The organism is Nocardioides thalensis (assembly GCF_013410655.1).
Lineage (GTDB): Bacteria > Actinomycetota > Actinomycetes > Propionibacteriales > Nocardioidaceae > Nocardioides > Nocardioides thalensis.
This window is the reverse complement of record NZ_JACCFP010000001.1, coordinates 4,065,737-4,091,801: the sequence shown is the minus strand read 5'-3', so window position 1 is coordinate 4,091,801 and position 26,065 is coordinate 4,065,737. Positions and strand designations below refer to the sequence as shown.

At 72.3% G+C, this 26,065-nt stretch carries 20 protein-coding genes; 17 read left to right on the top strand and 3 right to left on the bottom strand.

Features of this window, described 5'->3' with window-relative positions:
* Positions 1–3: 3 nt before the first annotated feature.
* Complete coding sequence (locus HNR19_RS19875; protein ID WP_179669518.1) at positions 4–762, bottom strand: WHG domain-containing protein; 759 nt, start codon at positions 760–762, stop codon at positions 4–6.
* Positions 763–868: 106 nt separating this feature from the next.
* On the opposite strand from HNR19_RS19875, the gene HNR19_RS19870 reads away from it, so the two are divergent.
* The 4 genes from HNR19_RS19870 (at position 869) to HNR19_RS19855 (ending at position 7,069) form a co-directional block, all read left to right on the top strand.
* Entirely contained in the window at positions 869–3,052 is a 2,184-nt protein-coding gene (locus tag HNR19_RS19870) for an MMPL family transporter (RefSeq protein WP_179669517.1), read from the top strand.
* Between the two features lie 82 nt (positions 3,053–3,134).
* A complete protein-coding gene (locus tag HNR19_RS19865; RefSeq protein ID WP_343047286.1) occupies positions 3,135–4,679 on the top strand; it encodes an MDR family MFS transporter in 1,545 nt (514 codons plus the stop codon).
* Positions 4,680–4,690: 11 nt separating this feature from the next.
* Complete coding sequence (locus HNR19_RS19860) at positions 4,691–5,836, top strand: acyl-CoA dehydrogenase family protein (RefSeq protein ID WP_179669516.1); 1,146 nt, start codon at positions 4,691–4,693, stop codon at positions 5,834–5,836.
* Between the two features lie 201 nt (positions 5,837–6,037).
* On the top strand, positions 6,038–7,069 hold the full coding sequence (locus HNR19_RS19855; RefSeq protein WP_179669515.1) for a hypothetical protein: 1,032 nt from the start codon (positions 6,038–6,040) through the stop codon (positions 7,067–7,069).
* A 172-nt stretch (positions 7,070–7,241) separates the two neighbouring features.
* On the opposite strand, the gene HNR19_RS19850 is transcribed toward HNR19_RS19855, so the two are convergent.
* Together HNR19_RS19850 and HNR19_RS19845 are read right to left on the bottom strand one after the other, a co-directional pair.
* Positions 7,242–8,375, bottom strand: a complete 1,134-nt coding sequence (locus HNR19_RS19850; protein WP_179669514.1) for a carboxylate-amine ligase — start codon at positions 8,373–8,375, stop codon at positions 7,242–7,244.
* 93 nt (positions 8,376–8,468) lie between these two features.
* The gene (locus HNR19_RS19845) at positions 8,469–9,518 is read right to left on the bottom strand and encodes a LacI family DNA-binding transcriptional regulator (protein WP_343047285.1); all 1,050 of its coding nucleotides are present in this window, start codon (positions 9,516–9,518) and stop codon (positions 8,469–8,471) included.
* Between the two features lie 170 nt (positions 9,519–9,688).
* Here HNR19_RS19845 and HNR19_RS19840 point away from each other — a divergent pair, with 170 nt between their 5' ends.
* The 13 genes from HNR19_RS19840 (at position 9,689) to HNR19_RS19780 (ending at position 26,037) form a co-directional block, all read left to right on the top strand.
* A complete protein-coding gene (locus tag HNR19_RS19840; RefSeq protein WP_179669513.1) occupies positions 9,689–11,248 on the top strand; it encodes a sugar ABC transporter ATP-binding protein in 1,560 nt (519 codons plus the stop codon).
* Positions 11,245–12,360 (top strand): ABC transporter permease, encoded by a 1,116-nt coding sequence (locus HNR19_RS19835; protein WP_179669512.1) that lies wholly within the window; start codon positions 11,245–11,247, stop codon positions 12,358–12,360. Before HNR19_RS19840 ends, HNR19_RS19835 begins: the two co-directional genes overlap by 4 nt.
* A complete protein-coding gene (locus HNR19_RS19830) occupies positions 12,357–13,454 on the top strand; it encodes an ABC transporter permease (protein WP_179669511.1) in 1,098 nt (365 codons plus the stop codon). Before HNR19_RS19835 ends, HNR19_RS19830 begins: the two co-directional genes overlap by 4 nt.
* A gap of 28 nt (positions 13,455–13,482) precedes the next feature.
* On the top strand, positions 13,483–14,511 hold the full coding sequence (gene rhaS / locus HNR19_RS19825; protein ID WP_179669510.1) for a rhamnose ABC transporter substrate-binding protein: 1,029 nt from the start codon (positions 13,483–13,485) through the stop codon (positions 14,509–14,511).
* 177 nt (positions 14,512–14,688) lie between these two features.
* On the top strand, positions 14,689–15,060 hold the full coding sequence (locus HNR19_RS19820) for an L-rhamnose mutarotase (RefSeq protein WP_179669509.1): 372 nt from the start codon (positions 14,689–14,691) through the stop codon (positions 15,058–15,060).
* Positions 15,057–16,220 (top strand): L-rhamnose isomerase, encoded by a 1,164-nt coding sequence (gene rhaI / locus HNR19_RS19815; RefSeq protein WP_179669508.1) that lies wholly within the window; start codon positions 15,057–15,059, stop codon positions 16,218–16,220. The genes HNR19_RS19820 and rhaI overlap by 4 nt, the downstream gene beginning before the upstream one ends.
* Positions 16,221–16,301: 81 nt before the next feature.
* Positions 16,302–18,338 (top strand): bifunctional aldolase/short-chain dehydrogenase, encoded by a 2,037-nt coding sequence (locus tag HNR19_RS19810; protein ID WP_179669507.1) that lies wholly within the window; start codon positions 16,302–16,304, stop codon positions 18,336–18,338.
* Positions 18,335–19,810: a rhamnulokinase gene (locus HNR19_RS19805; RefSeq protein WP_179669506.1), complete on the top strand. Its 1,476-nt coding sequence runs from the start codon at positions 18,335–18,337 to the stop codon at positions 19,808–19,810. The genes HNR19_RS19810 and HNR19_RS19805 overlap by 4 nt, the downstream gene beginning before the upstream one ends.
* Before the next feature lie 29 nt (positions 19,811–19,839).
* The gene (locus HNR19_RS19800) at positions 19,840–22,914 is read left to right on the top strand and encodes a glycosyl hydrolase (protein ID WP_179669505.1); all 3,075 of its coding nucleotides are present in this window, start codon (positions 19,840–19,842) and stop codon (positions 22,912–22,914) included.
* A gap of 82 nt (positions 22,915–22,996) precedes the next feature.
* Complete coding sequence (locus HNR19_RS19795) at positions 22,997–23,719, top strand: (Fe-S)-binding protein (RefSeq protein WP_179670399.1); 723 nt, start codon at positions 22,997–22,999, stop codon at positions 23,717–23,719.
* Positions 23,716–25,209: a lactate utilization protein B gene (locus HNR19_RS19790; RefSeq protein ID WP_343047284.1), complete on the top strand. Its 1,494-nt coding sequence runs from the start codon at positions 23,716–23,718 to the stop codon at positions 25,207–25,209. The genes HNR19_RS19795 and HNR19_RS19790 overlap by 4 nt, the downstream gene beginning before the upstream one ends.
* Entirely contained in the window at positions 25,202–25,819 is a 618-nt protein-coding gene (locus tag HNR19_RS19785) for a LutC/YkgG family protein (RefSeq protein ID WP_179669504.1), read from the top strand. The genes HNR19_RS19790 and HNR19_RS19785 overlap by 8 nt, the downstream gene beginning before the upstream one ends.
* Positions 25,816–26,037 carry a LuxR C-terminal-related transcriptional regulator gene (locus tag HNR19_RS19780; protein ID WP_179669503.1) on the top strand — a complete coding sequence of 74 codons (222 nt, stop codon included), beginning with the start codon at positions 25,816–25,818 and terminating at the stop codon, positions 26,035–26,037. Before HNR19_RS19785 ends, HNR19_RS19780 begins: the two co-directional genes overlap by 4 nt.
* Positions 26,038–26,065 lie beyond the last annotated feature (28 nt).

Sequence of the window (26,065 nt, the reverse complement as noted above, 5' to 3'; positions counted from 1 at the left end):
GAGTCAGCCGCGCGCGAGCTCGGCGTCGAGCAGGGCGGTCAGCCGCTCCTGCTCGGCGCCGAGCCCGAGCCGTGGCAGCCACTCCACCAGCGTGGAGCGGAACAGGGCCCCCGCGGCGATGACGCGGGGGTCGCAGTGTCCCGTCGACTCGAGCACGACCACGCCGTACAGCGCCGACCACGCGCGCATGTAGATCCACAGCAGGCCGCGGTCCTCGGCCGGGATGTGCTCGGCCTTCGCGGGGATCAGCGGCTCGGCGACGGCGTCGCGCACCTGCGGGTCGAGCTCGTCGAGCGCGGGGTAGGGGATCCGGTAGCGCTCGTGGATCTGCCAGAGCAGGTCGGTGAAGTAGTGGCCCGAGGTCGCGAGCGTCAGCAGCTCGCGGCGGGCGGTGTCGCCCTCGGTGATCGGGTTGGCGAACACCAGCTGGAACTCGCGCGGCTTCGCCAGCGCCCACCGCCGGAACTGCACGCAGGCGATCGTGAGCCGCCCCGCCGGGTCGTCGGCGGGGAGCCGCTCGGCCTCCGCGGCCCACAGGGCCGTCTGCTGCTTGTCGAGCTCGAACGCGACGAGGTCGATCAGCTCCTGGTAGCTGGCGACGTAGCGGTAGAGCGCCGGCGCCGTCATCCCCATCCGCGTGGCGACCGCGCGCAGGGACAGCTCGGCGCCCTCGGCGAGCAGCGCGGCGGACACCTCGACGATCTCGTCGTACGTCGCCGCGCGCTGCCGTTCGCGGCGGGTGGGCTGGGGCAGAGCGGGCACGCAGGTTCCTTGCTAGTGATCGGTTGACACCTGAGTTTACACCGTTTACGGTTTACGGTGTAAACAGGACTGATCCGGTTTCACCATAGTCGAAAGGGACCCGACCATGCTCGACCGTTGGGGCAGCTTCCTCGCCCGCCGCGCCCGGGCCGTGCTCGTGCTCGGCCTGCTCCTCGTGATCGGCGCGGCCGTCTACGGCGTGGGGGTGTTCGACAGCCTCTCCCGCGGCGGCTTCGACGACCCGGACGCCGAGGGCCGGATCGAGATGGCGCAGGAGCGCGAGATCTTCGGCAACCGCGCCGCCGACGTCGTCGCGATCTACTCCAGCGACGACCTGGTCGCCGACGACCCGGAATTCCAGGCCGCCGTGGAGGACGTCGTGGCAGGTCTGCCCGACGACGCGGTCGCCCGCGTGACGCCGTACTTCGAGGCGCCGCCGGAGGCCGGTCTGGTCAGCGAGGACGGTCACCACGCCCAGGTGGTCATCTCCCTCCAGGGCGAGACCCAGGACGACTTCCTCGACTCCTACGACGAGATCCACCCGCTGCTCGAGGCCTCCGCCGACTCCGGCGTCGAGGCCGACGTCGCGGGCTCCTACGCGGTCTACAACGACGTCAACGAGATCACCTCCGAGGACCTCGAGCGCGCCGAGCTGATCTCGCTGCCCCTCGTCGTGCTGCTCGCGCTGCTGATCTTCGGGAGCCTGGTCGCCGCGTCGATGCCCGCCCTGGTCGGCGTCGTCGCGATGGTCGGCGCCCTCGCCGTCGTCCGCCTGCTCACGACGTTCACCGACGTCTCGGTCTTCGCCGTCAACGTGATCTCGCTGCTCGGCATCGGCCTCGCGATCGACTACGCCCTGTTCGTCATCAGCCGGTTCCGCGAGGAGCTCGCGGCGCTGCCCGACGACGACCCCGACGCGGCGCGCACCGCGATCCGCAACACCATGAACACCGCCGGCCGCACGGTCCTCTTCTCGGGCCTCACCGTGGCAGCCGCCCTGGCGAGCCTGCTGATCTTCCCGCAGATGTTCCTCCGGAGCATGGGGTACGGCGGCATGGCCGCCGTCGTGATCGCGATGCTGGCGTCGCTCACCGTCCTGCCGGCGGCGCTGGTCCTGCTCGGCCGCCGGATCGACGCCGGCCGCCTGCCGTGGCGCCGCCACCGCGCCGTCAGCGTCTCCGACGACCACGGCCGCTGGGCCCGGCTCGCCCACGCGGTCATGCGGCGCCCGATCGCCGTCCTCGCCGTCACCGTCGTGGTCCTCCTCGCCGTCGCGTCGCCGTTCCTGGGCGTGAAGTGGGGCAGCGTCGACCACCGGGTGCTGCCCGAGGACGCGCCGGCCCACGTCGCCGCTGACCAGCTGCGCGAGTTCGGCGAGGAGACCTCCACCGCCAACGTGCTGCTCCAGGGCGTCGACGCGGCCGCGGCCGACGACTACATCGCGCGGGCCGAGGGTCTGCGCGACGGCACGACCGCCCAGGTCGTCGCCCAGGAGGACGACGCGACCCTGGTCCACGTCACGTGGCCGGGCAACAGCCAGACCGAGGAGTCGCAGGACCTCGTGCGCGACCTGCGCGACATCGACCCCGAGGGCGGGTCCGCGCTCGTCGGCGGCCTGACCGCCGACACGGTCGACCTCCTCGACTCGGTCGGCGCGCACCTGCCGTGGATGGGCCTGATCGTCGTCGCCGTGATGCTGGTGCTGCTGTTCGTGGCGTTCGGCTCGGTGGTGCTGCCGATCAAGGCGGTCGCGATGAACGCCTTCTCGATCACCGCCTCGTTCGGCGTGATCACCTGGATCTTCAGCGACGGCAACCTGACCGACTTCCTCGGCTTCGAGTCGCAGGGCTACCTCGACGCCACCAACCCGATCCTGATGCTGGCGATCCTCTTCGGCCTCTCGATGGACTACGAGGTCTTCCTGCTCAGTCGGGTGCGCGAGCAGTGGGACAAGACCGGCGACAACGACCTCGCCGTCGCCACCGGCGTCCAGAAGACCGGTCGCATCATCACCAGCGCCGCGCTGCTCCTGGCCGTCGTGATCGGCGCGTTCGCCACCAGCGGCATCGTCTTCATGAAGATGCTCGGCGTCGGCATGCTCGTCGCGCTGCTCGTCGACGCGACGATCGTCCGGGCGCTGATGGTGCCGGCGACGATGAAGCTCCTCGGCGGCCTCAACTGGTGGGCTCCCGGCCCGCTGCGTCGCTGGTGGGAGCGCTACGGGTTCCGCGAGGAGCCGGCGGCCGCCGTACCCGCGGGCGACGACGACAAGATCCCGGTCGGGGCCTGAACTCCCACCGACCGGTCCCCTGGCCCGGCCGACCGTCCTCCCAGCGGTCGGCCGGGCCCCTCCCTGTCAGGGCGGCGCCCGCGTGCCCGAGGGAATGCCGTACGGCGCCCGCCGGTTGCCGCCTCACGTGACCTCGACCGCCGCTCCGTCCCACGCGAGCGTCGGCCTGCGCAGCGAGCGCGGCCCGATCCTCGGCTCGGTGATGCTCAGCATCGCCCTGGTCGCGATCGACACCACGATCCTGGCGACGGCGGTGCCGGCGATCGTCGAGGACCTCGGCGGCTTCACCCAGTTCCCGTGGCTGTTCTCGGCGTTCCTGCTCACCCAGGCGGTCACCACCCCGATCTACGGCAAGCTCGCCGACGTCTACGGCCGCAAGCCGCTGATGATGTTCGGCATCGGCGCGTTCGTCGTCGGCTCGGTGTTGTGCGCGGTCGCGTGGAGCATGCCGGCGCTCATCGTCGCCCGCGCGGTCCAGGGCCTCGGCGCCGGCGCGATCGCGCCGACCGGCATGACGATCATGGGCGACATCTACTCCGTCGCGGAGCGCGCGATCGCCCAGGGCTACGTCGCCAGCGTGTGGGCCATGTCCGCCGTCGTGGGTCCGACCCTCGGCGGGCTGTTCGCCGACCACCTGTCCTGGCGCTGGATCTTCTGGATCAACCTGCCGCTCGGGCTGCTCGCCGCCGTGATGCTGCTCCGCAGCTTCGAGGAGCACGGCGACCGGGCCGCCGTGACCGAGCGGCGCTCGGTCGACGTGGCCGGCTCGGCCCTCCTCGCCGTCGCGGCGGGACTGCTCCTGCTCGGCCTGCTCGAGGGCGGCATCCGGTGGGACTGGGACTCACCCGCCAGCGTCGGCCTCTTCGCCGGCTCGGCCGTGCTGCTCGTGACGTTCGGTCTCGTCGAGCGCCGCGCGCCCGACCCGGTGCTGCCGCTGTGGGTCTTCCGCAACCGCGTCCTCAACGCCGCGACCATCGGCGCCTTCGTGGTCGGCGTGCTGATGATGGGCGTCACCTCCTACATCCCCGTCTACGCCCAGCGCGTCCTCGGCTCCGGCGCCACCGTCGCCGGTCTCGCGGTCGCGGCGCTCGCCATCGGCTGGCCGATCGCCGCGTCCACCGCCGGCCGGGTCTACCTGCGCTGGGGCTTCCGGCCGTGCCTCCTCGCCGGGGCGGTCTTCGGCGTGCTCGGCAGCGGGATCGTCGCGCTCGCCGGGCCGGGCAGCTCGATCTGGCAGCTCGCCGCCGGCTGCCTCGTGCTCGGCCTCGGGCTGGGCTACGTCGCGAGCCCGTCGGTGATCGCCGCCCAGTCCGCCGTGACCTGGCGCGACCGCGGCGTCGCGACCGGCACCAACATGTTCTCCCGGTCGGTCGGGAGCGCCGTCGGCGTCGCGGCGTTCGGCGCCCTCGCCAACGGCATCGTCGCCAGCCGCCTCGGAGGCGGCGTCGACGCGGCCGACGTCGACCTCGACAAGCTGGCGGTCGCCGTACTCGAGCCGGCATTGAGCGCCGTCTTCGTCGCGGTGTTCCTCGTCTCGCTGACGCTCGTCGTCGCCGGCGCCGTCATGCCGTCCCGCGTCCACTCACCAGACGAACCAGCGGAACCGACGGATGTGACCGGCGAGTAGGATCCGGCGCTATGAGGCGCGAGATCTACGACGAGGACCACGAGGCGTTCCGCGAGTCGGTGCGGACCTGGCTGGAGCGGTCGGTCATCCCGCACACCGAGGAGCACATCGCCGCCAAGGCGCTGCCGCGCGAGTTCTGGCTCGACGCCGGCAAGAACGGGATGCTCGGCCTCGAGATCCCCGAGGAGTACGGCGGCTCCGACGCCGGCGACTACCGCTTCCAGGCCGTGCTCCAGGAGGAGCTCGGCAAGGTCGGTGCGGCGTACCCCACTTGCCACGGCATCCACTCCGACATCACCGCGCCGTACATCGTCGAGCTCGGCACCGAGGAGCAGAAGCAGCGCTGGCTCCCCGGCGTCGCCTCCGGCGACATCCTGCTCGGCATCGGCATGACCGAGCCGTCCGGCGGCTCCGACCTCGCCGCGCTGAAGACCACCGCCGTCCGCGACGGCGACGAGTGGGTCATCAACGGGTCGAAGACGTTCATCACCAACGGCTACTCCGGCGACCTCTTCGTGACCGCCGTGCGCACCGACCCGGAGAAGGGCCCCAAGGGCATCACCCTCTTCGGCATCGAGGCGACCAAGGAGGGCTTCTCCCGCGGTCGCAAGCTCGATAAGGTCGGCATGGAGGAGTCCGACACCGCCGAGCTGTTCTTCGAGAACGTGCGGGTGACCGACGCCGAGATCATCGGCGAGCTCAACATGGGCTTCATCCACATGATGCAGAAGCTCCCGCAGGAGCGCCTCGGCTGCGCGGTCGCCAACATCGCGCAGGCCAAGCAGATCCTGGTCGAGACGCTGCAGTACACCAAGGAGCGGCACGCGTTCGGCGCCCCGATCGGCACCTTCCAGCACAACAAGTTCCTGCTGGCCGAGCTCTTCACCCAGATCGAGGTCGCCGAGGCCTATATCGACAAGTGCGTCCTCGCGCACTCGAAGAAGGAGCTCACCGCCATCGACGCCGCCAAGGCGAAGTGGTGGTCCAGCCAGGTGCAGTCGGAGGTCCTCGACCACTGCGTCCAGCTCCACGGCGGCTACGGCTTCATGAACGAGTACCGCGTGGCCCGCGCCTGGCGCGACGCCCGGGTCACCAAGATCTGGGCCGGTTCCAACGAGATCATGAAGGAGCTCATCGGCCGCGACCTGGGCCTGTAGCGCCGGGCGGGCCAGTGGGGTAACTCAGTGTTACGAACGCTTGCTGGATGCTGTGACCGGTCATAGCGCCGAGGGAGCGGACGTAACACCGAGGTAGTGCGGTGCGCGGTCGGCGGCTTCCGCAGTCCGCTCGCCACGGTCATCCACAGGGCCCGCTGCTCGCGGTCGACGTACGCCCCCGAACGGGGCACCGTGCGGGCCATGGATCCTCGGGTGGTCGCCGCGTTCGAAGCCAAGCAGGTGTTGAGCCGTTACGAGCTGCTCGACCTCGACGTCGCGCCGACGGAGATCCGGCGGTTCCTGCGCACCGGCGACCTCGAACGGCTGCGTCGCGGCATGTACACGACGCGGGAGATCTGGCAGTCCGCCGACGAGTACGTCGGGCGACCGCGCCTCCTCGCCCGGGCGGCGATCGCCCAGATGCGTCGCGGCTGGTTGCTGAGCCACGACTCCGCGGCGCACGAGCTGGGGCTGGCGATCCTCCGGCCGAAGGATCCGTTGGTGCACGTCACGCGTCCCGGGTTCACCAACGCCTGGACCGAGAACGGCGTCAAGCACCACCTGGCCAGGTTCGCGGAGCACCAGGTCGTCGAGGTCAACGGCATGCGGGTGCTCGATCTGGCGCGGACTGCGGTCGACATCGCCCGCGAACGAGGGCGACAGGACGGCCTCGTCGCCTGCGACGGCGCGATGCGGATGGGCGTCACGCGGGCCGAGCTCCAGGCCGCGGTCGCACCGATGACGCACTGGCCCGGCAGCCGCGCCGCCCGTTGGGCCGTGGGACAGGCTGACCCGGGTGCCGAGAACCCCAACGAGTCGCTCGCGCGCGAGCTCGTGCTCGAGGCGGGCATCGGCGAGCCGGAGACCCAGTTCCCCGTCCTGACCGATGAGGGCGTCCGGTGGTGCGACATCCGGGTCGGCAACCTGGTCGTCGAGGCGCACGGCGCCATCAAGTACCGCCCGCCCGAGGAGGGCGGCGTCGCCCTCCGGTCGGCAGGCGACGTTGTCTTCGAGGAACGCAAGCGCGAGCGGCTGCTGAGCGCGGCCGGGCTCGTCGTCTGCAACCTCTACTGGGAGGACTACTGGGGCGAGCGACGCCACTCCGCGATCCGCCGGCTGCGGGCGGACCACGCCGAGGCAGTACGGCGCTCCGGGAGCGAGCTGAGTCCCGAGCTGAAGCGCCAGGCCGACATGCTGCGTGTGCAGTACGGCGACCGCCGGCCCACCGCGTAGGTCACCGCGCCTCGCCGTACCCCCGCGACGACCAGGCGACCCCGCACTACCTCGGTGTTGCGACTACTACCTCGGCGCTCTGACATGTCACAACGCCCACCAAGCGTTCGTAACACTGAGTTACCCCACCGCCGCCGCCACGCCACCTGGGCCTGTGGCCGGCGCGGCCGAGCTACCCCACCGCCGCGGCGTTCGTCCGCTCCACCAGGTCATCAACCACGGCGGTGAGCGAGCGGGTGCGCTCGTAGGCCTGGCGCTGTCGGGTGGCGCCGCCGCCGGCGAGCACGCGGGGGAGGCCGTCGCGGACGCGGTCGAGGTCGCCGGTCGCCTCGAGCTGCTCGCGCACCAGGTCGACCAGGTCGTCGAGCGCCGCGCGGGCGGGGACCAGCTGCCCGGTGGTCGGCGAGACCAGCTCACCGGCGAGGCCGTAGCGCGCCGCACGCCACTGCGCGGCCCGGAGCAGCTCGGCGCACCACACGGGCGGCTCGTCCGCCCCCGGGACGCGCGACCGCGCGGACCCGGGCTCGGCCCCCCACGTGATCAGCGCGCGGAGCAGGGCCGCCACCAGCACGGCGTCGTCCACGGCCGTGCACACGTCGGAGATCCGCACCTCCACGGTCGGGTGGTCGGCCGAGAGCCGGGCGTCGAAGTAGAGCATCCCCGGGTCCCGGGCGGCCCCCGAGGCGATCATCCGCTCGGAGACGAGCCGGTAGCGCTCGACGGACCCGAACGCCTCGGTCGGCCCGGCGCTCGGCCAGCGCGCCCAGATCTGCGACCGCCACGAGGCGTAGCCGGTGTCCCTGCTGCGGAAGTACGGCGAGTTGGCGCTCACCGCCAGGACCAGTGGCAGCCAGGGGGCGGTCGCGTCGATCGCGCGCACGCCTTCCTCGTCCGAGGCCACGTGGACGTGGACGTGCATCCCGCACGTGCCGCCCGGGCGGGCGATCTCGCCGTACCGCCCGACCATGTCGAGGTAGCGGTCGTCCCGGGTGATCTGCGGCTCGCCGCTCTCCAGGGGCGACGTCCCGCTCGCCGCGGTCGCCAGACCGACCCGCGCGGCGGCCTCGGCCGCGAACCGGCGGCCGCGCACCAGGTGCTCCCGCAGCTCGTCGAGCCCGACGGCCGGCGGGGTGCGGGTCTCGAGCTGGTGGCGGAAGAGCTCGTGGTCGAGGTCCTCGGCCGCGTCCCGCTGCTCGTCCGGTGGCAGGTGCTCGAGCACCTGGTCCGAGCGCGGCGACGCCTGCCGCGTCTCCGGGTCGATCAGGAGGAGCTCCTCCTCCACGCCGACGGTCCGCTTGTCCTCCAAGTGGGGCTCCCTCCGCCGATACCGGCCGGGCGGCCGCGTCGAACGTCAGGTACCCACCTGCGGCTCGGACAGCAGCGTCGCGCCGCTGTCGGCTCAGCCCGTGGTCGAGCGGCGTACGACGAGCTCCGGCTCGAGCACCACGTCCCGCACCCGCGGGTTCGCCGGGTCGTCGATCACGCCCAGGAGGATCTCGGTCGCCACCCGCCCGAGCTCCTCGCGCGGCTGGCGGACCGAGGTGATCGGGATCGCCGCCGAGGCGGCGAAGTCGATGTCGTCGTAGCCGACGATCGCGATGTCGTCGGGGACCCGCAGCCCCGCGAGCGTCAGCCCCTGCAGCACGCCGAGCGCGATCAGGTCGTTGGCGGCGAAGATGGCCTCGGGACGCCGGCGCGGCCCGAGGGCGACCAGCTGCTCGGCCGCGTGCCGGCCGGCGTCGGCGTCCATCGTCGGCGTCTCGACGAACGTGAGCCGGGCGCGGTTGACGGTGTCGACGACCTCCTGGGCGCCGAGCAGGCGGTGCTTGACCTGGTTGAGCCCGCGGGGGCCGCCGACGAACGCGAGCCGCCGGCGCCCGGTGTCGAGCAGGTGCTGCGCCGCGAGCCGTCCGCCCCGCTTGTCGTCCACCGAGACCGACGAGAACTCGCGGGTCCCAGTGCGCCGGTCGACCACGACCACCGCGGTGCCCCGGTCGCGCAGTCGCCGCAGCCGGGGCAGCACCTGGCCCACCGGCGTGATCAGCAGCCCGCTGACCCGCTGCTCCTCGAACAGGTCGAGGTACGTCGACTCGCGCGCCGGGTCCTGCCCGGAGTTGCCGAGGATGAGCGGTCGCTGGTGCACGCCGAGCCGCTTCTCGACGCCCTGCGCGACGTCGGTGAAGAACGGGTTGCGCACGTCGAGCACGATCATGCCCACCGCGCGGTTCTTGCCCGCGCGGAGCTGGCGCGCGGCGTCGTTGCGCACGAACCCGAGGTCGTCGATCACGCGGAGCACGTGGTCGCGCGTCGCCTCCGAGACCTTCTCCGGCCGGTTCAGCACGTTGGAGACCGTGCCGAGCGAGACGCCGGCGGCCGCAGCGACGTCCTTCACGGAGACGCTGCGACCGTTCGCCGGCGCGGAGCGTCCGCCTTCGAGCTCGGTGGTCACCAGGTTCCTCCTCCGTGTGGGCTCACCCTAGGGGGTGCGGCCGCCTTCGTGATCGGGATTGATTCGTTTCAAAGATGTTTCGGTCAACGTCTTGACGCCTGTGACGGCAGTCACCTAACGTGCCGGTATCGGTAGTTGAAACCTTTCAATCCGGATTGTCAAGGAGTGGCATGACCAGCAGGCGGGATCCGTTCGCCGGCACCCCGACGCTCGAGCTCGAGGGGATCGCGAAGTCGTTCGGCGCGGTCGCGGCCCTGCGCTCCGGCACGCTCACCGTGCACGGTGGCTCGATCCACGCCCTCGTCGGCGAGAACGGCGCAGGCAAGTCCACGCTGGTCAAGATCGTCGCGGGCGTCCACCGCCGCGACGGCGGCGTGTTCCGCTTCCGGGGCGAGGACGTCGACTTCGGCTCCACCGCCGACTCGAAGGCGGCGGGCATCGCGGTCATCTACCAGGAGCCCACGCTCTTTCCCGACCTGTCGGTCGCCGAGAACATCTTCATGGGCCGCCAGCCGCTGGGCCGCGCGCGTCGCATCGACCGGACCCGGATGTACGACGAGTCGGCCGCCCTCTTCGCGCGGCTCGGCGTGCACATCGACCCGCGCCGGCCGGCGCGCGGCCTGTCGATCGCCGACCAGCAGATCATCGAGATCGCCAAGGCCATCTCGCTCGACGCGGCGCTGCTGATCATGGACGAGCCGACGGCCGCGCTGAGCGGCGTCGAGGTCGACCGCCTCTTCGCCGTCGCCCGCAGCCTGCGCGACGAGGGCCGTGCCCTCGTCTTCATCTCCCACCGCTTCGACGAGGTCTTCGACCTCTGCGACACCGTCACCGTGATGCGCGACGGCGAGTACGTGTCGACCGACGCGATCGCCGACACCTCCGTCGACCAGATCGTCGCCCGGATGGTGGGCCGCGAGGTCTCCGAGCTGTTCCCGAAGACGCCCGCCGAGGTCGGCGACGTCGTCCTCGACGTCGAGGGCCTGGAGCACAGCGGCGTGTTCCACGATGTGACGTTCCAGGTGCGCTCGGGCGAGATCGTCGCCCTGGCCGGGCTGGTCGGCGCCGGTCGCAGCGAGATCGCCCGCGCGGTCTTCGGCATCGACCGCTACGACGCGGGCAGCGTCCGCATGCTCGGCCGCCGGGTGCGCGCGCACCGGCCCCGGGCCGCCATCGCCGCCGGCATGGCGTTCGTCCCCGAGGACCGCCGCCAGCAGGGGCTCGTCGTCGAGAGCTCGGTCGCGCGCAACGTCGCCTCCGTGATCCGCGGCAAGCTGGACCGCTTCGGCCTGCTCACCGAGGGCCGCGAGAACCGCGCCACGACGCCGTGGGCCAGCCGGCTCGAGGTCAAGACCGGTGCGCTCGACATGGCCGCCACCACCATGAGCGGTGGCAACCAGCAGAAGGTCGTGCTCGCCAAGTGGCTCGCCACCGAGCCGCGGCTGCTGATCATCGACGAGCCGACCCGTGGCATCGACGTCGGCACCAAGGCCGAGGTGCACCGCCTGCTCTCCGACCTCGCCGGCCAGGGCCTGGCGATCCTGATGATCTCCTCCGAGCTTCCCGAGGTGCTCGGCATGGCCGACCGGGTGCTCGTCGTCCACGAGGGCCGGATCGCCGCCGAGCTCGACCGCGCGGAGGCCACCGCGGAGGCCGTGATGCACGCCGCGACCGGGTCGCGGACCGAGGACCAACCCGTCGTCGCGACGGAAGAGAGGGCACGCGCATGACCGCCGGCACCACCGAGCACGCACCTCTGAGCGAGGTCCGACCGAGCGCGATGAGCCCCGCCCGGCGGGCGCTCAGCACCGTGCTCCGCTCCCGCGAGCTCGCCGTCGGCGCGGTCCTCGTGGCGCTGATCGCGGCGACGGCGCTGAGCAGCTCGAGCTTCCTGTTCAGCTCCGACGGCTGGCGATCGCTCCTGGTCAACCCGAGCATCCTGATCGTGCTCGCCGTCGGCCAGACCGCGGTGATCGTCACCCGCAACGTCGACCTCTCCGTCGGGTCGACGATGGGACTGACCGCCTACCTCACCGGTCGCCTGTTCGTCGACACCGGCCTCCCGGCCATCGTCGTCGTGATCGCCGCGATCCTGGCGGGTGCCGGCCTCGGGCTGGTCAACGGCATCCTGGTCACGTTCGGCCGGGTGCCCTCCCTCGTCATCACGCTCGGCACCCTCTACATCTACCGGGGCGTCTTCCTCAGCTGGGCCGGCAGCGACCGGATCACCGCGAGCGACATCCCCGACGGCTTCTCCGGCCTGGGCACCGAGCAGGTCCTGACGATCCCGGTGCTGACGATCATCGCGCTGCTGGTGATGGCGGTCGTCGGCTACGCGATGCACACGGCCCGCTCCGGCCGCGAGCTCTACGCGATCGGGTCCGACCCCGACGCCGCCGTCCTCTACGGCCTCCGCGTCAGCCGTCGCGTGCTGTCCGCCTTCGTCGTCTCCGGTGCGCTCGCCGGGATGGCCGGGCTGTTCTACGTCGCTCGCTACGGCACGGTCAGCTCCAACGCCGGCTTCGGCATCGAGTTGCAGGCGGTCGGCGCCGCCGTCATCGGCGGCGTCGCGATCTTCGGCGGCAGCGGCACGGTCTGGGGCGCGGCCATCGGCGCCACCCTCCTGATCACGATCAACAGCGCCCTGCCGATCCTCGGCGTCGGCGACTTCTGGCAGCGCGCAGTCGTCGGCGCCCTGATCCTGGCCGCCGTCGCGCTCGACCGGATCCTCGCGCTCCGCCAGGAGCGTCGCCTGGTCGCGGCTCGCGACCTCGACGTCGGCGACGGGCCACCACCACCGTCCCCCACGCCCTCCACGTCCGCGACCGGGAGCAGCCGATGACCAGCCTGCAGACCGCCCCCACGGCACCCGGCGGCCCGACCGCCCGCACCTACCAGCCCTACGCGCGGCCGCTGTGGCGCCGGTGGCTCATGACCCACGAGGCCGCGGTCATCGCCCTCCTCGTCGCGGTCTTCGCCTGGGCCAACGTCAACGTCGAGAACTTCGACGGGCCGCTGACGCTCTACTTCCTGTTCCTCGACATGGCGCCGATCCTGATGATCGCCCTGCCGATGACCCTGGTGATCGTCACGGGCGAGATCGACCTCTCCGTCGCGAGCACGGTCGGGCTCAGCGCCGGCCTGATGGGCATCTTCCACGTCGACGCCGGGATGTCTCTCCCGGTCGCGGCGCTGCTCGCCCTCGGGTTCGGCATGGTCGCCGGAGCCCTCAATGGCTTCCTCGTGGCGTACGTCGGGCTGCCGTCCCTCGCGGTGACGATCGGGACGCTCGCCCTCTTCCGCGGGATCGCCGTCGGCCTGCTCGGCGACACCCCGATCACCGACTTCGACGAGAAGTGGACCGACCTCGCCTCCGAGCGCCTGGTCGAGGGCGGCTCCTACCCGCTGGTCCTCGTGCCGATCGCGGTGCTGGCGCTGGTCTTCGTGGTGCTGCTGCACTTCACGACGTTCGGCCGCGGCGTCTTCGACGTGGGTCGCAACAGCGAGGCGGCCCGGTTCACCGGCGTCAACGTCGAGCGCACCAAGTTCGTGCTGTTCGTGCTCACCGGCGCGGTCTCGGCGCTCGCCGGCATCTTCTACGCACTGCGCTACGGCAGCGTCCGCGGCGACTCGGCCAACGGCCTGGAGCTCCAGGTGATCGCGGCCGTGCTGCTCGGCGGCGTCTCCATCTTCGGCGGACGCGGCGCCCTCCACGGCGTCCTGGCCGGCGTGCTCCTGATCGGCGTCATCTCCAGCGCGATGCGCCTGGAGGGCCAGACGGTCAACGTCATCAACATCGTGATCGGAGTGCTGCTCGTGCTCTCCGTGATCTCCACCAGCTTCCTCACCTGGGCCTCGGGACTGCGCTCGGGGAGGACGTGGCCGTGGGCATCGCGCCCACGGCCGGACGGCACCGACCACCGGCTGCGGTCCTGACCAGCACCAACGAAAGGTAACGAGAACGATGAAGTTCCAGAGCCAGCGAGCGGCCGGGTTGGCCGCGATCGCCCTCGTCGCCAGCCTCGGTCTGACCGCGTGCGGTGGCGACGACGACGGCGAGGGCGGCGGCGGTGACGGCGGCAGCGCCACCATCACGATGCTGCCGAAGAACCTCGGCAACCCCTACTTCGACACCAGCACCGCGGGTGCGGAGGCCGCTGCTGAGGACTTCGGCGGCTCGATCGAGGAGGTCGGCCCGGACACGGCCAGCCCCGAGGCGCAGGTGCCGTTCATCAACACCGCCGCGCAGCAGGGCGTCGACGCGCTGATCGTGTCGGCCAACGACCCCGAGGCCATCTGCGACGCGCTGAACCAGGCCCGCGACGCCGACATCCCGGTCGTCACGTTCGACTCCGACACCAACCCGGAGTGCCGCGACCTGTTCATCAACCAGGCGACCGCCGAAGGCATCGCCAAGGTGCAGGTCGACCTGATCGCCGAGCAGATCGGCGGCTCCGGTGAGATCGCGATCCTCTCGGCCGCCGCCAACGCGACCAACCAGAACGCGTGGATCGAGATGATGGAGGAGGAGCTCGCCGCCAACCACCCCGACATCGAGCTCGTCGACACCGTCTACGGCGACGACGACGACCAGAAGTCGTTCGACGAGACCGCCGCGCTGCTCCAGGCCCACCCGGACCTCAAGGGCATCATCTCGCCGACCACCGTCGGCATCGCCGCGGCCGCCCGCTACCTCTCGACCTCCGACGCCAAGGGCGAGGTCGCGCTGACCGGTCTCGGCACCCCGAACCAGATGCGCGAGTACGTCAAGGACGGCACCGTCACCGCGTTCGCGCTGTGGAACCCCGAGGACCTCGGCTACCTGGCGGCGTACGCCGCGAACGCGCTCGCGTCGGGTGAGATCACCGGCGAGGCCGGCGACACCTTCGAGGCCGGCGACCTCGGCGACTACGAGGTCGGCGAGAACGGCGAGGTCCTCCTCGGCGAGCCGTTCGTCTTCGACGAGAGCAACATCGACGACTTCGACTTCTGATCGGCCCGGTCCGAGCGGAGCTCGGACCGGATAGCCGATCAGGTCGAGGAGGGGCCCGTAGGGCCGAGCTCGCGAGGCACTGCGGGCCCCGTCACGAGACCTCGATCAGGTGGTCGTCACACCAACCCACGCCGCATCAACCACGCACCAACCCCAGGAACAGGGAGGAGGAACCCCATGCCCCGCTACTGCTTCACGCTCCAGGTCCGTCCCGACCGGATGGACGAGTACGTCGAGCGGCACCGGTCCGTGTGGCCGGACATGCTCGCCGCGCTCAAGGAGACCGGCTGGCGGAACTACTCCCTGTTCCTGCGGGACGACGGGCTGCTCGTGGGCTACGTCGAGGCCGACGACCTCGACGCGGCCCAGGCGGCGATGGCCCGCACGGAGGTCAACGGTCGCTGGCAGGCCGAGATGGCGCCGTACTTCACCTGGCCGGACGGGCCCGACACGTCCGCCGGCCGCCCGCCCGACGAGGGGTTCCTGCTCCTCCGCGAGGTCTTCAACCTCGACGACCAGCTGACTCACGAAGGAAGCGACCCAGCATGACCGACTTCGCCGCGATCGCGGCCGCGCTCGAGCACCAGGCGATCGAGCTGCCCTCCTGGGCCTTCGGCAACTCCGGAACCCGGTTCAAGGTCTTCGGCAGCGCGGGGACCCCGCGCTCGGTCGAGGAGAAGATCGCCGACGCCGCCACTGTCCACCGCTTCACCGGCCTCGCGCCGACCGTCGCGCTGCACATCCCGTGGGACAGGGTCGACGACTACGCCGCCCTGGCGCGGTACGCCGAGGACCACGGCATCCGGCTCGGCACGATCAACTCCAACACATTCCAGGACGACGACTACAAGCTCGGGTCCCTGTCCCACGTCGACCCGAAGGTCCGCCAGAAGGCGATCGACCACCACTTCGAGTGCATCGACATCATGGGCGAGACCGGCTCGCGCGACTTGAAGATCTGGCTCGCCGACGGCACCAACTACCCCGGCCAGGGCGACCTGCGCGGCCGCCAGGACCGGCTCGCCGAGTCGCTCGCGACGATCTACGAGCGGGTCGGCGAGGACCAGCGGCTGGTGCTCGAGTACAAGTTCTTCGAGCCGGCGTTCTACCACACCGACGTCCCCGACTGGGGCACGTCGTACGCCCAGGTCGCCGCGCTCGGCGACCGTGCCGTCGTGTGCCTCGACACCGGCCACCACGCGCCCGGCACCAACATCGAGTTCATCGTCATGCAGCTGCTCCGGCTGGGGAAGCTCGGCTCGTTCGACTTCAACTCCCGGTTCTACGCCGACGACGACCTGATCGTCGGAGCGGCCGACCCGTTCCAGCTGTTCCGGATCATCGTCGAGGTCGTCCGGGGCGGCGGCTACGGGCCCGACAGCGACGTGGCCTTCATGCTCGACCAGTGCCACAACATCGAGCACAAGATCCCCGGCCAGATCCGGTCGGTCCTCAACGTGCAGGAGATGACGGCGCGCGCGCTGCTCGTCGACCGTGACGCCCTGGCCGCGGCCGAGGAGACGGGCGACGTCCTCGCCGGCCACCAGGTCTTCATGGACGCGTTCTACACCGACGTGCGCGCCGACCTCGCCGCGTGGCGCGAGGAGCGCGGCCTGCCGGCCGACCCGATGCGCGCGTACGCCGAGTCCGGCTACCAGGCAGAGATCGAGACCGCCCGCGTCGGCGGCTCCCAGATGTCGTGGACCTAGCGCCACTGGTGGTCGAGGAGGTCGCCCCGCGACCGTCACGAGACACCGGTACCGACCCAACCCACACCTGAGAAGGAAGCGATGACCAACCCCGCAGTGACCGAGCTGATCGCCCGGTCCAACCGCCTCGGCGCCGACCCCAAGAACACCAACTACGCGGGCGGCAACACCTCGGCGAAGGGCACCGAGACCGACCCGGTCACCGGTGACTCCGTCGAGCTGGTCTGGGTGAAGGGCTCCGGCGGAGACCTGGGCACCCTGACGGAGGGCGGCCTGGCCGTCCTCCGTCTGGACCGGATGCGCAGCCTCGTCGACGTCTACCCCGGCGTGGAGCGCGAGGACGAGATGGTCGCCGCGTTCGACTACTGCCTGCACGGCAAGGGCGGCGCCGCGCCGTCGATCGACACCGCGATGCACGGCCTCGTCGACGCGGCGCACGTCGACCACCTCCACCCCGACTCGGGCATCGCGATCGCCACCGCGACGGACGGCGAGTCGCTCACCAAGGAGATCTTCGGCGACCAGGTCGTCTGGGTCCCGTGGCGTCGCCCCGGCTTCCAGCTCGGCCTCGACATCGCCGATATCAAGGCGCGCAACCCGCAGGCCGTCGGCTGCATCCTCGGCGGGCACGGCATCACGGCCTGGGGCGACTCCAGCGACGAGGCCGAGAAGAACTCGCTCTGGATCATCGACACCGCCGCGGCCTACATCGCCGAGCACGCGAAGGCCGAGCCGTTCGGCCCCGCCCTCGACGGATACGCCGCGCTGCCGGAGGCCGAGCGCCGGGCGAAGGCGGCGGCGCTCGCGCCGACCATCCGCGGCATCGCGTCGGCCGACCGGCCGATGGTCGGGCACTTCACCGACTCCGACGTCGTCCTCGACTTCCTCGCGCACGCCGAGCACCCGCGCCTGGCCGCGCTCGGCACCTCGTGCCCGGACCACTTCCTGCGCACCAAGGTCAAGCCGCTCGTGCTCGACCTGCCCGCCGACGCGTCGGTCGAGGACTCGGTCGCGCGGCTGAAGGAGCTTGCGGTCGCCTACCGCGAGGACTACCAGGCCTACTACGACCGGCACGCGACGCCAGACAGCCCGGCCATCCGCGGCAAGGACCCGCTGATCGTCCTGGTCCCCGGCGTCGGCATGTTCAGCTTCGGCAAGGACAAGCAGACCGCCCGCGTGGCCGGCGAGTTCTACGTCAACGCGATCAACGTGATGCGCGGTGCCGAGGGTCTCTCGACCTACCAGCCGATCGACGAGTCCGAGAAGTTCCGCATCGAGTACTGGGCACTCGAGGAGGCCAAGCTCCAGCGGATGCCGAAGCCCAAGCCGCTCGCCACCCGGGTGGCGCTCGTGACCGGCGCCGCGTCCGGCATCGGGCGCGCGACGGCCGAGAAGCTCGCGGCCGAGGGCGCCTGCGTCGTCATCGCCGACCTCTCGCTCGAGAAGGCACAGGAGGCGGCCGCCGCGATCGGCAACAGCGACGTCGCGGTGGGCGTGCAGGTCGACGTGAGCGACGCGGACGCCGTACGCGCGGCCGTCGACGCGGCCGTCCTCGCCTTCGGTGGCGTGGACCTCGTGGTCAACAACGCCGGCCTGTCCCTGTCGCGGTCCCTCCTCGACACCACCGAGAAGGACTGGGACCTCCAGCACGACGTGATGGCGAAGGGCTCCTTCCTCGTCTCCCAGGCGACCGCCAAGGTGATGATCGAGCAGGAGATGGGCGGCGACATCGTCTACATCTCCAGCAAGAACTCGGTCTTCGCGGGCCCCAACAACGTGGCGTACGGCGCCGCGAAGGCCGACCAGGCGCACCAGGTGCGGCTGCTGGCCGCCGAGCTCGGCGAGCACGGCATCAAGGTCAACGGCGTCAACCCCGACGGCGTCGTGCAGGGCTCCGGCATCTTCGCCAGCGGCTGGGGCGCCAACCGCGCCGCGGTCTACGGCGTGGAGGAGAAGGACCTCGGCAAGTTCTACGCGCAGCGCACGATCCTCAAGCGCGAGGTGCTGCCCGCCCACATCGCCAACGCCGTGTTCGTCCTCTGCGGGCCGGACATGACGCACACGACGGGCCTGCACGTCCCGGTCGACGCCGGCGTCCCGGCGGCCTTCCTGCGATGACTGGCCCGATCCGGGTCGCCGCTGTCGATCTGGGGGCGACGAGCGGCCGCGTGATGTCGGGCCGGGTGACCGCCCGCGGCATCGAGCTCGAGGAGCACCACCGGTTCCCGAACGGCGCCGTCCGGGTCGGCGGGTCCCTGCACTGGGACGTCCTCGGCATCTACCGGGAGATGCTCGCGGGTATCCGGAAGGTCGCGGAGACCGGGCCGCTGCACGGGATCGGCATCGACTCCTGGGCGATCGACTACGGCCTGATCGACCGCGACGGTCAGCTGCTCGGCAACCCGTTCAGCCACCGCGACTCCCGCACCGACGGGGTGGCCGAGAAGGTCGTCGACGAGGTGGGTGCCCGCGAGCTCTACGCCCGCACCGGCATCCAGCAGCTGCCGTTCAACACGCTCTACCAGCTGGTGGCCGCGCGCGGCACCGTTGCGCTCGATGCCGCCGAGACCCTGCTGCTCCTGCCCGACCTGCTCGGCTACTGGCTCACCGGCGTGGTCGGCGCGGAGCGCACGAACGCCTCGACCACCCAGCTCTACGGCGCCCGCTCGGGGGAGTGGGACGTCGACCTGGCCCGGCGCCTGGGCCTTCCCGCGGAAGTCCTGCCAGCCCTCCGCGATCCCGGCGCCGTCGTCGGCCGCCTCCGCCCGGAGGCGGCCGACACCCTCGGGGTCGGCTCGGAGGTGCCGGTCATCTCCGTCGGCTCGCACGACACCGCGAGCGCGGTGGTCGCGGTGCCCACGGAGACGCCGCGCTTCGCCTACATCTCCTCGGGCACCTGGTCGCTGGTCGGCCTGGAGCTCGAGGAGCCGGTGCTGACCGAGGAGGCCCGCGTCGCCGACTTCACCAACGAGGGCGGCGTCGACGGCACCGTCCGGTTCCTGAAGAACGTCATGGGCCTCTGGGTGCTCTCGGAGTGCCTCCGCTCCTGGTCGGAGCGCCGCTACCGCGACGTCGAGCTCCAACGGCTGCTCGCCGACGCTGCGGAGTTCGAGCCGCTGCGCACCGTCGTCGACATCAACGATCCCCGCCTGCTCGGCCCGTCGACGGCGGCGGACCCGATGCCCGAGCGGGTCGCCACGCTCGCCGCCGAGCGCGGGGAGACGGTGCCGCACTCCCCGGTCGCGATCACCCGCTGCATCCTCGACAGCCTCGCGGTCGCCTACCGGCGCCACGTCCGCACCGCGGCCGAGCTCGCCGGGGTCGACGTGGACGTCGTGCACGTCGTCGGCGGTGGCACCCGCAACGCGACGCTGTGCCAGCTCACCGCCGACGCCTGCGGCGTACCCGTGCTCGCCGGGCCGGCGGAGGCGGCGGCGATCGGCAACGTGCTCGTCCAGGCACGCGCCCTCGGCGCCGACCTGCCCGACCTGGCCGCGATGCGCGCGCTCGTGCGGGCGTCGTACGACGTCGTCCGCTACGAGCCCGGCGGTGACCTCGACTGGGCCGCCGCCGAGGCCCGCCTCCCCTGACCCACCCCCGCCCCACCCGAAGGCCTGAGATGAACGAACCCAACCCCGTCCGGCTCAACCGTCGCGCCCTGTTCGGCGCCGCAGCCGCCACCCTCGGCGCCGCGGCGGTCGTGGGCGCCACCGGCGCTCCGGTGCCCGCCGCGACGGCCGGGACCGGCTTCCCGGGCGACCTGGCCAAGCGGTTCCGCAAGCCGGGCACCGGCAGCGCGGCCGGGTTCCGCTGGTGGTGGCCGCACGGGCTCGTCGACCCGGAGCAGGTCGCCCGCGAGGTCGACCAGGTCGCCGACGCCGGGTTCGGGGTCCTCGAGGTCGCCGTGGTGACCCACAGCCTGCGGGCGCGCGGCATCGAGATCGACGTCGCGCAGCACGGATGGGGCGGCCCCACCTGGGTCGCCGGGGTGAAGGCGGCGCTCGCCCGGGCCGCCGAGCGCGGCGTCCGGGTCGACATCACGGTCGGGCCGTCCTGGCCGGCCGCGGTGCCGACGATCACGCCCGAGGACGACGCTGCGTGCAACGAGCTCGCGTTCGGGCAGGCCGACGTGCCCGCCGGCGGGACCTACGACGCCGAGCTGCCGGCGCCCACCGGGGAGGCGCACAGCGACCGCGCCGAGCTGGTCACGGTCCAGGCGCACCGCGTGACCGCGCGCACGTCCTCGACCACCACCATCGATCCCGGCTCGTACGTCGACCTGGCGGGCAGCGTGTCCGGCACGCGCCTGACCTGGACCGCCCCGGCCGAGCCGGCGGGCGCGACCTGGGTCGTGCTCGCGACCTGGCGCCGCGGGTCCGGGCAGGAGCCCGAGGCCGGGCCGCACACCGCCCCCCGGTCCTACGTCGTCGACCACTTCAGCGAGGCCGGCACCCAGGCGGTGATCGACCTGTGGGAGGACCGTGTCCTCGACAGCGAGATGCGCGCACGGCTGCGCGCCGCGGGCGGCTACCTCTTCGAGGACTCCCTGGAGATCGAGACCGAGGCGACGATCTGGACGCCGCGGATGCTGGAGGAGTTCGAGGAGCGGGCCGGCTACGACCTGCGCCCGTGGCTCCCGGTGGTCCTGGAGGTCGACGAGGCCTACCGGTTCGCGCTCGGCGCACCGGGTGCGCCCGCCACCACCGACGCGCTGCGCACCAACCAGGTGCGCGACGACTTCAACCAGGTGCTGTCCGACCTCTACCGCGACCACCACCTGCGGCCGATGCAGGAGTTCGCCCGGACCCTCGGCATGGGGCTGCGGATCCAGGCCTATGGCCTGGAGACCGACAGCACCGAGCACGCCGCGATCCTCGACATCGCCGAGACCGAGTCGCTCGGCTTCAAGAACCTCGACGACTACCGGGTCATGGCCGGCGGCCGCGACATCGCGGGGAAGAAGATCCTGTCCTGCGAGGCGATCTGCTACAACGGCGCCGCGTACAACACGACGTGGGGCGCCAACGGCACCAGCCCCACCGCGCAGAACCAGGCGCTGTTCACCCTCAACAGCATCTTCGCTGCCGGCGTCAACCAGGCGATCATCCACGGCTTCCCCTACGCCGAGGCGCCCGACGTCACCTGGCCCGGCTTCGCCGCCTTCTCGCCCTACTACAACGGCGCCGTCGGGTTCGGCGAGGCGTGGGGGCCGCGGACGCCGCAGTGGGAGCACGTCCCGGGCATCGCGGGCTACCTCGCCCGCACCCAGCTGGTCCTGCAGACGGGCGTGCCGAAGTACGACATCGTCTTCCTCCGCCAGAAGAGCGGTGCGTCGACCGGCATCGGCCCGTTCTGGGTGACCAACGACGGCACCAAGCTCGGCTGGTCGCACTCGTTCATCACCTCCGCCCTGCTCACCCGCGACGACGTCACCGTCCGCGGCGGCCGCCTGGCACCGGACGGGCCGGCCTACAAGGTGCTGGTGATCGGCCCCGACAAGATCCGCAGCCGCGAGGTGACGATCGACCTCGACGCCGCCCGCAAGGCGCTCGAGCTGGGGCGCGCGGGGCTGCCGATCATCCTCGTCAGCGACGCCGGCAAGGACTGGACCAGGGACGCGACCCCGATCGGCCGCACGGACGAGGCCGCCGTCGCCGAGGTCCGCCGGCTGATGACCGAGATCGCCGCGCTCCCGACGACCCGCAGCGTCGCCGAGGCGCAGGTCGGCACCGCGCTCGCCGCCCTCGGCGTCGCCCGCGACGTCGAGCACGCGGACTCGACGGTGATGCACGTGCGGCGGGTCCACGGCGACGTCGACCTCTACTACCTCGCCAACGCCCGCCACGCCGAGAACCGCCGGCTCAGCCGGGTCACCCAGGACGTCTGGCTGACCGCGACCGACCGCTCAGCGGTGCCGTGGCTCCTGGACGCCTGGTCCGGCACGGTCACCCGGGTCGCGGCGTTCGAACGGGCCGGCGACCGGGTCCGGGTGCGGGTCGACCTCGTCCCCGGGCAGTCCACGGTCGTCGCGCTCGCTCCTCCCGGCGCCGGCGTCGCGCGCACGGTGCTGCCGCTCGCCGCGGCGGGCAAGGAGGTCGTCGCCCGCGGGGCGAACGCCGCCCTCCGCACCACCGTCGCCGGCACCACCGAGCTGACGCGCGCGGACGGCTCCACCGCCAGGGTGCGGGTCGACCGGGTCCGCGAGCCCGTCGTACCGACCGCCTGGACGCTCGAGCTCGAGGACTGGCGTCCCGCCGATCCGGCCGACCCGAAGAACCTCGCGACCGAGAAGGACGTCGCCGAGCGCGAGCTCGCCACGCTCCAGCCCTGGTCGAAGGTCGCCGGGCTCGAGGACGTGTCCGGCGTCGGTCGCTACCGCACCACGGTCGACCTCGGCGACGACTGGACGGCCGACGACGGCGCCTACCTCGAGCTCGGCGAGGTCAACGACACGTTCCGGGTCCGCGTCAACGGCGAGCCCGTCGCCGCCTGTGACCCGCTCGACGCGACCGTCGACCTCGGCCACCTGCTGGTGCCCGGGCGGAACGAGCTCGAGGTCGAGGTCGCCTCGACGCTGCTCAACCGGTTGCGCGTCGTGACGCCCGCTGTGTACGGCGCCGCCGCCCGCCAGACCTACGGCCTGACCGGCCCGGTGCGGCTCGTCCCCTACGTGGAGAAGGTGGTCCCGGGCTGAACGGTGCGACGAGGCGCGCAATGATCGAAGGGTCCGCGGACCCGTCAAGGACACGAGGGGGCTGGCCGTGCGAGTGGCGGTGATGGTCACGTGCATCAACGATGCGCTGTTCCCGGGGACCGGGGCGTCGGTCGTGCGCCTGCTGCGGAGGCTGGGTGTCGACGCGGAGTTCCCCGAGGCGCAGACGTGCTGCGGCCAGCCGATGGTCAACACCGGCTACCTCGACGAGGCCGTGCCGCTGGTGCGCAACTACGTCGACGCCTTCGAGACCTACGACGCCGTCGTGACGCCGTCCGGGTCCTGCGCCGGATCGGTGCGGCACCAGCACGGCATGGTCGCCCGGCGGGCGGGCGACCCGGGGCTCGAGCGCGCGGTGACCGGCACCTCCGCCCGCGTGCACGAGCTGTCGGAGTTCCTCGTCGACGTGCTCGGCGTGACCGACGTCGGCGCCTACTTCCCGCACCGGGTGACCTACCACCCCACCTGCCACTCGCTGCGGATGCTCGGCGTGGGCGACCGCCCGCGACAGCTGCTCGAGGCGGTGCGGGGCCTGCGCCTCACCGAGCTGCCGAACGCCGAGGAGTGCTGCGGGTTCGGCGGCACGTTCGCCGTCAAGAACTCCGACACCTCGGTCGCCATGGGCGCCGACAAGGCGCGGCACGTGCGGTCGACCGGCGCGGAGGTGCTGGTGGCCGGCGACAGCTCGTGCCTGATGCACATCGGCGGGCTGCTCTCGCGCCAGCGCTCCGGGGTGCGGGTGATGCACCTCGCCGACGTGCTGGCCGCGACGGAGGACGCGCCGTGACCGGGACGTTCGTCGGGATGCCCGCCTTCCCGGCCGCGGCGCGGGACGCGCTCGCCGACACCCAGCTGCGCCACAACCTGGCGCACGCCACCGCCACCATCCGCGGCAAGCGCGCCGCGGTCGTCGGCGAGGTGGAGCACTGGGAGGCGCTGCGCCTGGCCGGCGCCGCGGTGAAGGAGCGCGCCCTGCACGGGCTCGAGGACCACCTGGTCCGGCTCGAGGAGTCGCTCGTCGCGCGCGGCGCGCAGGTGCACTGGGCGCGCGACGCCGCCGAGGCCAACGCGCTGGTCGCCGACGTGGCCCGGCGTCACGGCGCCGACGAGGTCGTCAAGGTGAAGTCGATGGCCACCCAGGAGATCGGCCTCAACGAGGCGCTGGCCGCGGAGGGCATCGCGGCCTGGGAGACCGACCTCGCCGAGATGATCGTGCAGCTGGGCGACGACCTGCCCTCCCACATCCTGGTGCCGGCGATCCACCGCAACCGCGCGGAGATCCGCGAGATCTTCCTGCGCCGGATGGCCGATGTCGGCCGGCCGGCCCCCGCCGACCTGACCGACGAGCCCGCCGTGCTCGCCGCTGCCGCGCGGGAGCACCTGCGCGAGAAGTTCCTCCGCGCCAAGGTGGGCGTCTCCGGCGCCAACTTCGCGGTGGCCGACACCGGCACCCTCGTCGTCGTGGAGTCCGAGGGCAACGGCCGGATGTGCCTGACCCTTCCCGAGGTGCTGGTGACCGTGGTCGGCATCGAGAAGGTCGTGCCGACCTGGGCCGAGCTCGACCCGCTGCTGCGCCTGCTCCCGCGCTCATCGACGGGCGAGCGGATGAACCCCTACACCTCGACGTGGACCGGCGTGACTCCCGACGACGGGCCGCAGGAGGTCCACGTCGTGCTCCTGGACAACGGCCGCACCCGCGCCCTCGCCGACGAGGTCGGACGCCAGGCGCTGCGGTGCATCCGCTGCTCGGCGTGCCTCAACGTCTGCCCGGTCTACGAGCGCGTCGGCGGGCACGCCTACGGGTCGGTCTACCCCGGCCCGATCGGCGCGATCCTCAACCCGCTGCTTCACGGAATCGGGGAGGGCACGGGTGATCCGCAGAGCCGCAGTCAAGTGGAGTCGCTGCCCTACGCCTCGTCCCTCTGCGGCGCCTGCTTCGAGGTGTGCCCGGTGCGGATCGACATCCCGGAGGTGCTGGTGCACCTGCGGTCGAAGGTGGTCGACGCCCACCGCGGCGACCGGGTGCCCAAGCCCGAGGCGCTCGCCATGCGCGCCGCGGCCCACACGCTCGCTGACGCGAAGCGGCTGGGCCGCGCCGAGCGGCTGGCGGGCCGCGTCGGCCGCCTGGTCGGCAGGAGGGGTACGACGCCGCGGCTTCCCGGCCCCGGCGCCGGCTGGACCGACGCGCGCGACCTGCCGACACCCGCACGCGAGTCCTTCCGGGGCTGGTGGCGCCGCACCGGTGGCCGCCTCGACGGAGGCGAGAACGATGGCTGACGCCCGCACCCAGGTCCTGGGCCGGGTGCGCGCTGCGCTCGCCGGGACCGCGCCCGACCCCGAGCCGGTGCCGGCGCCTGCCGGCGCGCGACCCGGCGACGTCGTCGCGCACTTCGCGGAGCGGGTCGCCGACTACCGCGCGACCGTCGTGCGGTGCGCGCCCGCCGACGTGGGCGCCGCGGTCGCCGGAGCGCTGCCCGCGGGCGCGCGAGTCGTCGTACCGCCGGGGCTGCCGGAGGAAATCAGGGCGGCGCTCGCCGACCCGCTCGTCGACGACGGCCTCTCGGCCGCCGAGCTCGACCGGGTGGACGCCGTGGTGACGGCCTGCCGCCTGGCGATCGCCGAGACGGGCACGATCGTTCTCGACCACCGGCCCGACCAGGGGCGCCGCGTGCTCACGCTCGTGCCGGACCGGCACGTCTGCATCGTCCGCGCCGACCAGGTGGTCGCCGACGTGCCCGAGGCGGTGGGCTCGCTCGACCCGACCCGCGCGCTGACCTGGATCAGCGGCCCGAGCGCGACCAGCGACATCGAGCTGGACCGCGTGGAGGGCGTGCACGGGCCGCGGCACCTGCACGTCGTCGTGGTGGAGGGGGCCGAGCCGCGATGACCGGACGCAACGGCGACGTGGCGTGCTGGCGGCCGGAGGACCTCGACATCGAGATCCTGAGGCTGCTGTCCCAGGGCCTCACCACGCATGCGATCGCCCGCCGGGCGGGCATCTCCGAGCGGACCGTGCGTCGCCGGCTGCGCGCCGTCGCCGACGAGCTCGGCGTCGACTCGTCGATCGAGGTCGTCGTGCACGCGGTTCGCACCGGCCTGATCTGACCGGATCCGGCCACATGTCTTGTGACGA

Coding starts and splice junctions, on each gene's coding strand:
- HNR19_RS19870 (WP_179669517.1), top strand. CDS start 869: ATGCTCGACCGTTGGGGCAGCTTCCTCGCCCGCCGCGCCCGGGCCGTG.
- HNR19_RS19860 (WP_179669516.1), top strand. CDS start 4,691: ATGAGGCGCGAGATCTACGACGAGGACCACGAGGCGTTCCGCGAGTCG.
- HNR19_RS19855 (WP_179669515.1), top strand. CDS start 6,038: ATGGATCCTCGGGTGGTCGCCGCGTTCGAAGCCAAGCAGGTGTTGAGC.
- HNR19_RS19840 (WP_179669513.1), top strand. CDS start 9,689: ATGACCAGCAGGCGGGATCCGTTCGCCGGCACCCCGACGCTCGAGCTC.
- HNR19_RS19835 (WP_179669512.1), top strand. CDS start 11,245: ATGACCGCCGGCACCACCGAGCACGCACCTCTGAGCGAGGTCCGACCG.
- HNR19_RS19830 (WP_179669511.1), top strand. CDS start 12,357: ATGACCAGCCTGCAGACCGCCCCCACGGCACCCGGCGGCCCGACCGCC.
- rhaS (WP_179669510.1), top strand. CDS start 13,483: ATGAAGTTCCAGAGCCAGCGAGCGGCCGGGTTGGCCGCGATCGCCCTC.
- HNR19_RS19820 (WP_179669509.1), top strand. CDS start 14,689: ATGCCCCGCTACTGCTTCACGCTCCAGGTCCGTCCCGACCGGATGGAC.
- rhaI (WP_179669508.1), top strand. CDS start 15,057: ATGACCGACTTCGCCGCGATCGCGGCCGCGCTCGAGCACCAGGCGATC.
- HNR19_RS19810 (WP_179669507.1), top strand. CDS start 16,302: ATGACCAACCCCGCAGTGACCGAGCTGATCGCCCGGTCCAACCGCCTC.
- HNR19_RS19805 (WP_179669506.1), top strand. CDS start 18,335: ATGACTGGCCCGATCCGGGTCGCCGCTGTCGATCTGGGGGCGACGAGC.
- HNR19_RS19800 (WP_179669505.1), top strand. CDS start 19,840: ATGAACGAACCCAACCCCGTCCGGCTCAACCGTCGCGCCCTGTTCGGC.
- HNR19_RS19795 (WP_179670399.1), top strand. CDS start 22,997: ATGGTCACGTGCATCAACGATGCGCTGTTCCCGGGGACCGGGGCGTCG.
- HNR19_RS19785 (WP_179669504.1), top strand. CDS start 25,202: ATGGCTGACGCCCGCACCCAGGTCCTGGGCCGGGTGCGCGCTGCGCTC.
- HNR19_RS19780 (WP_179669503.1), top strand. CDS start 25,816: ATGACCGGACGCAACGGCGACGTGGCGTGCTGGCGGCCGGAGGACCTC.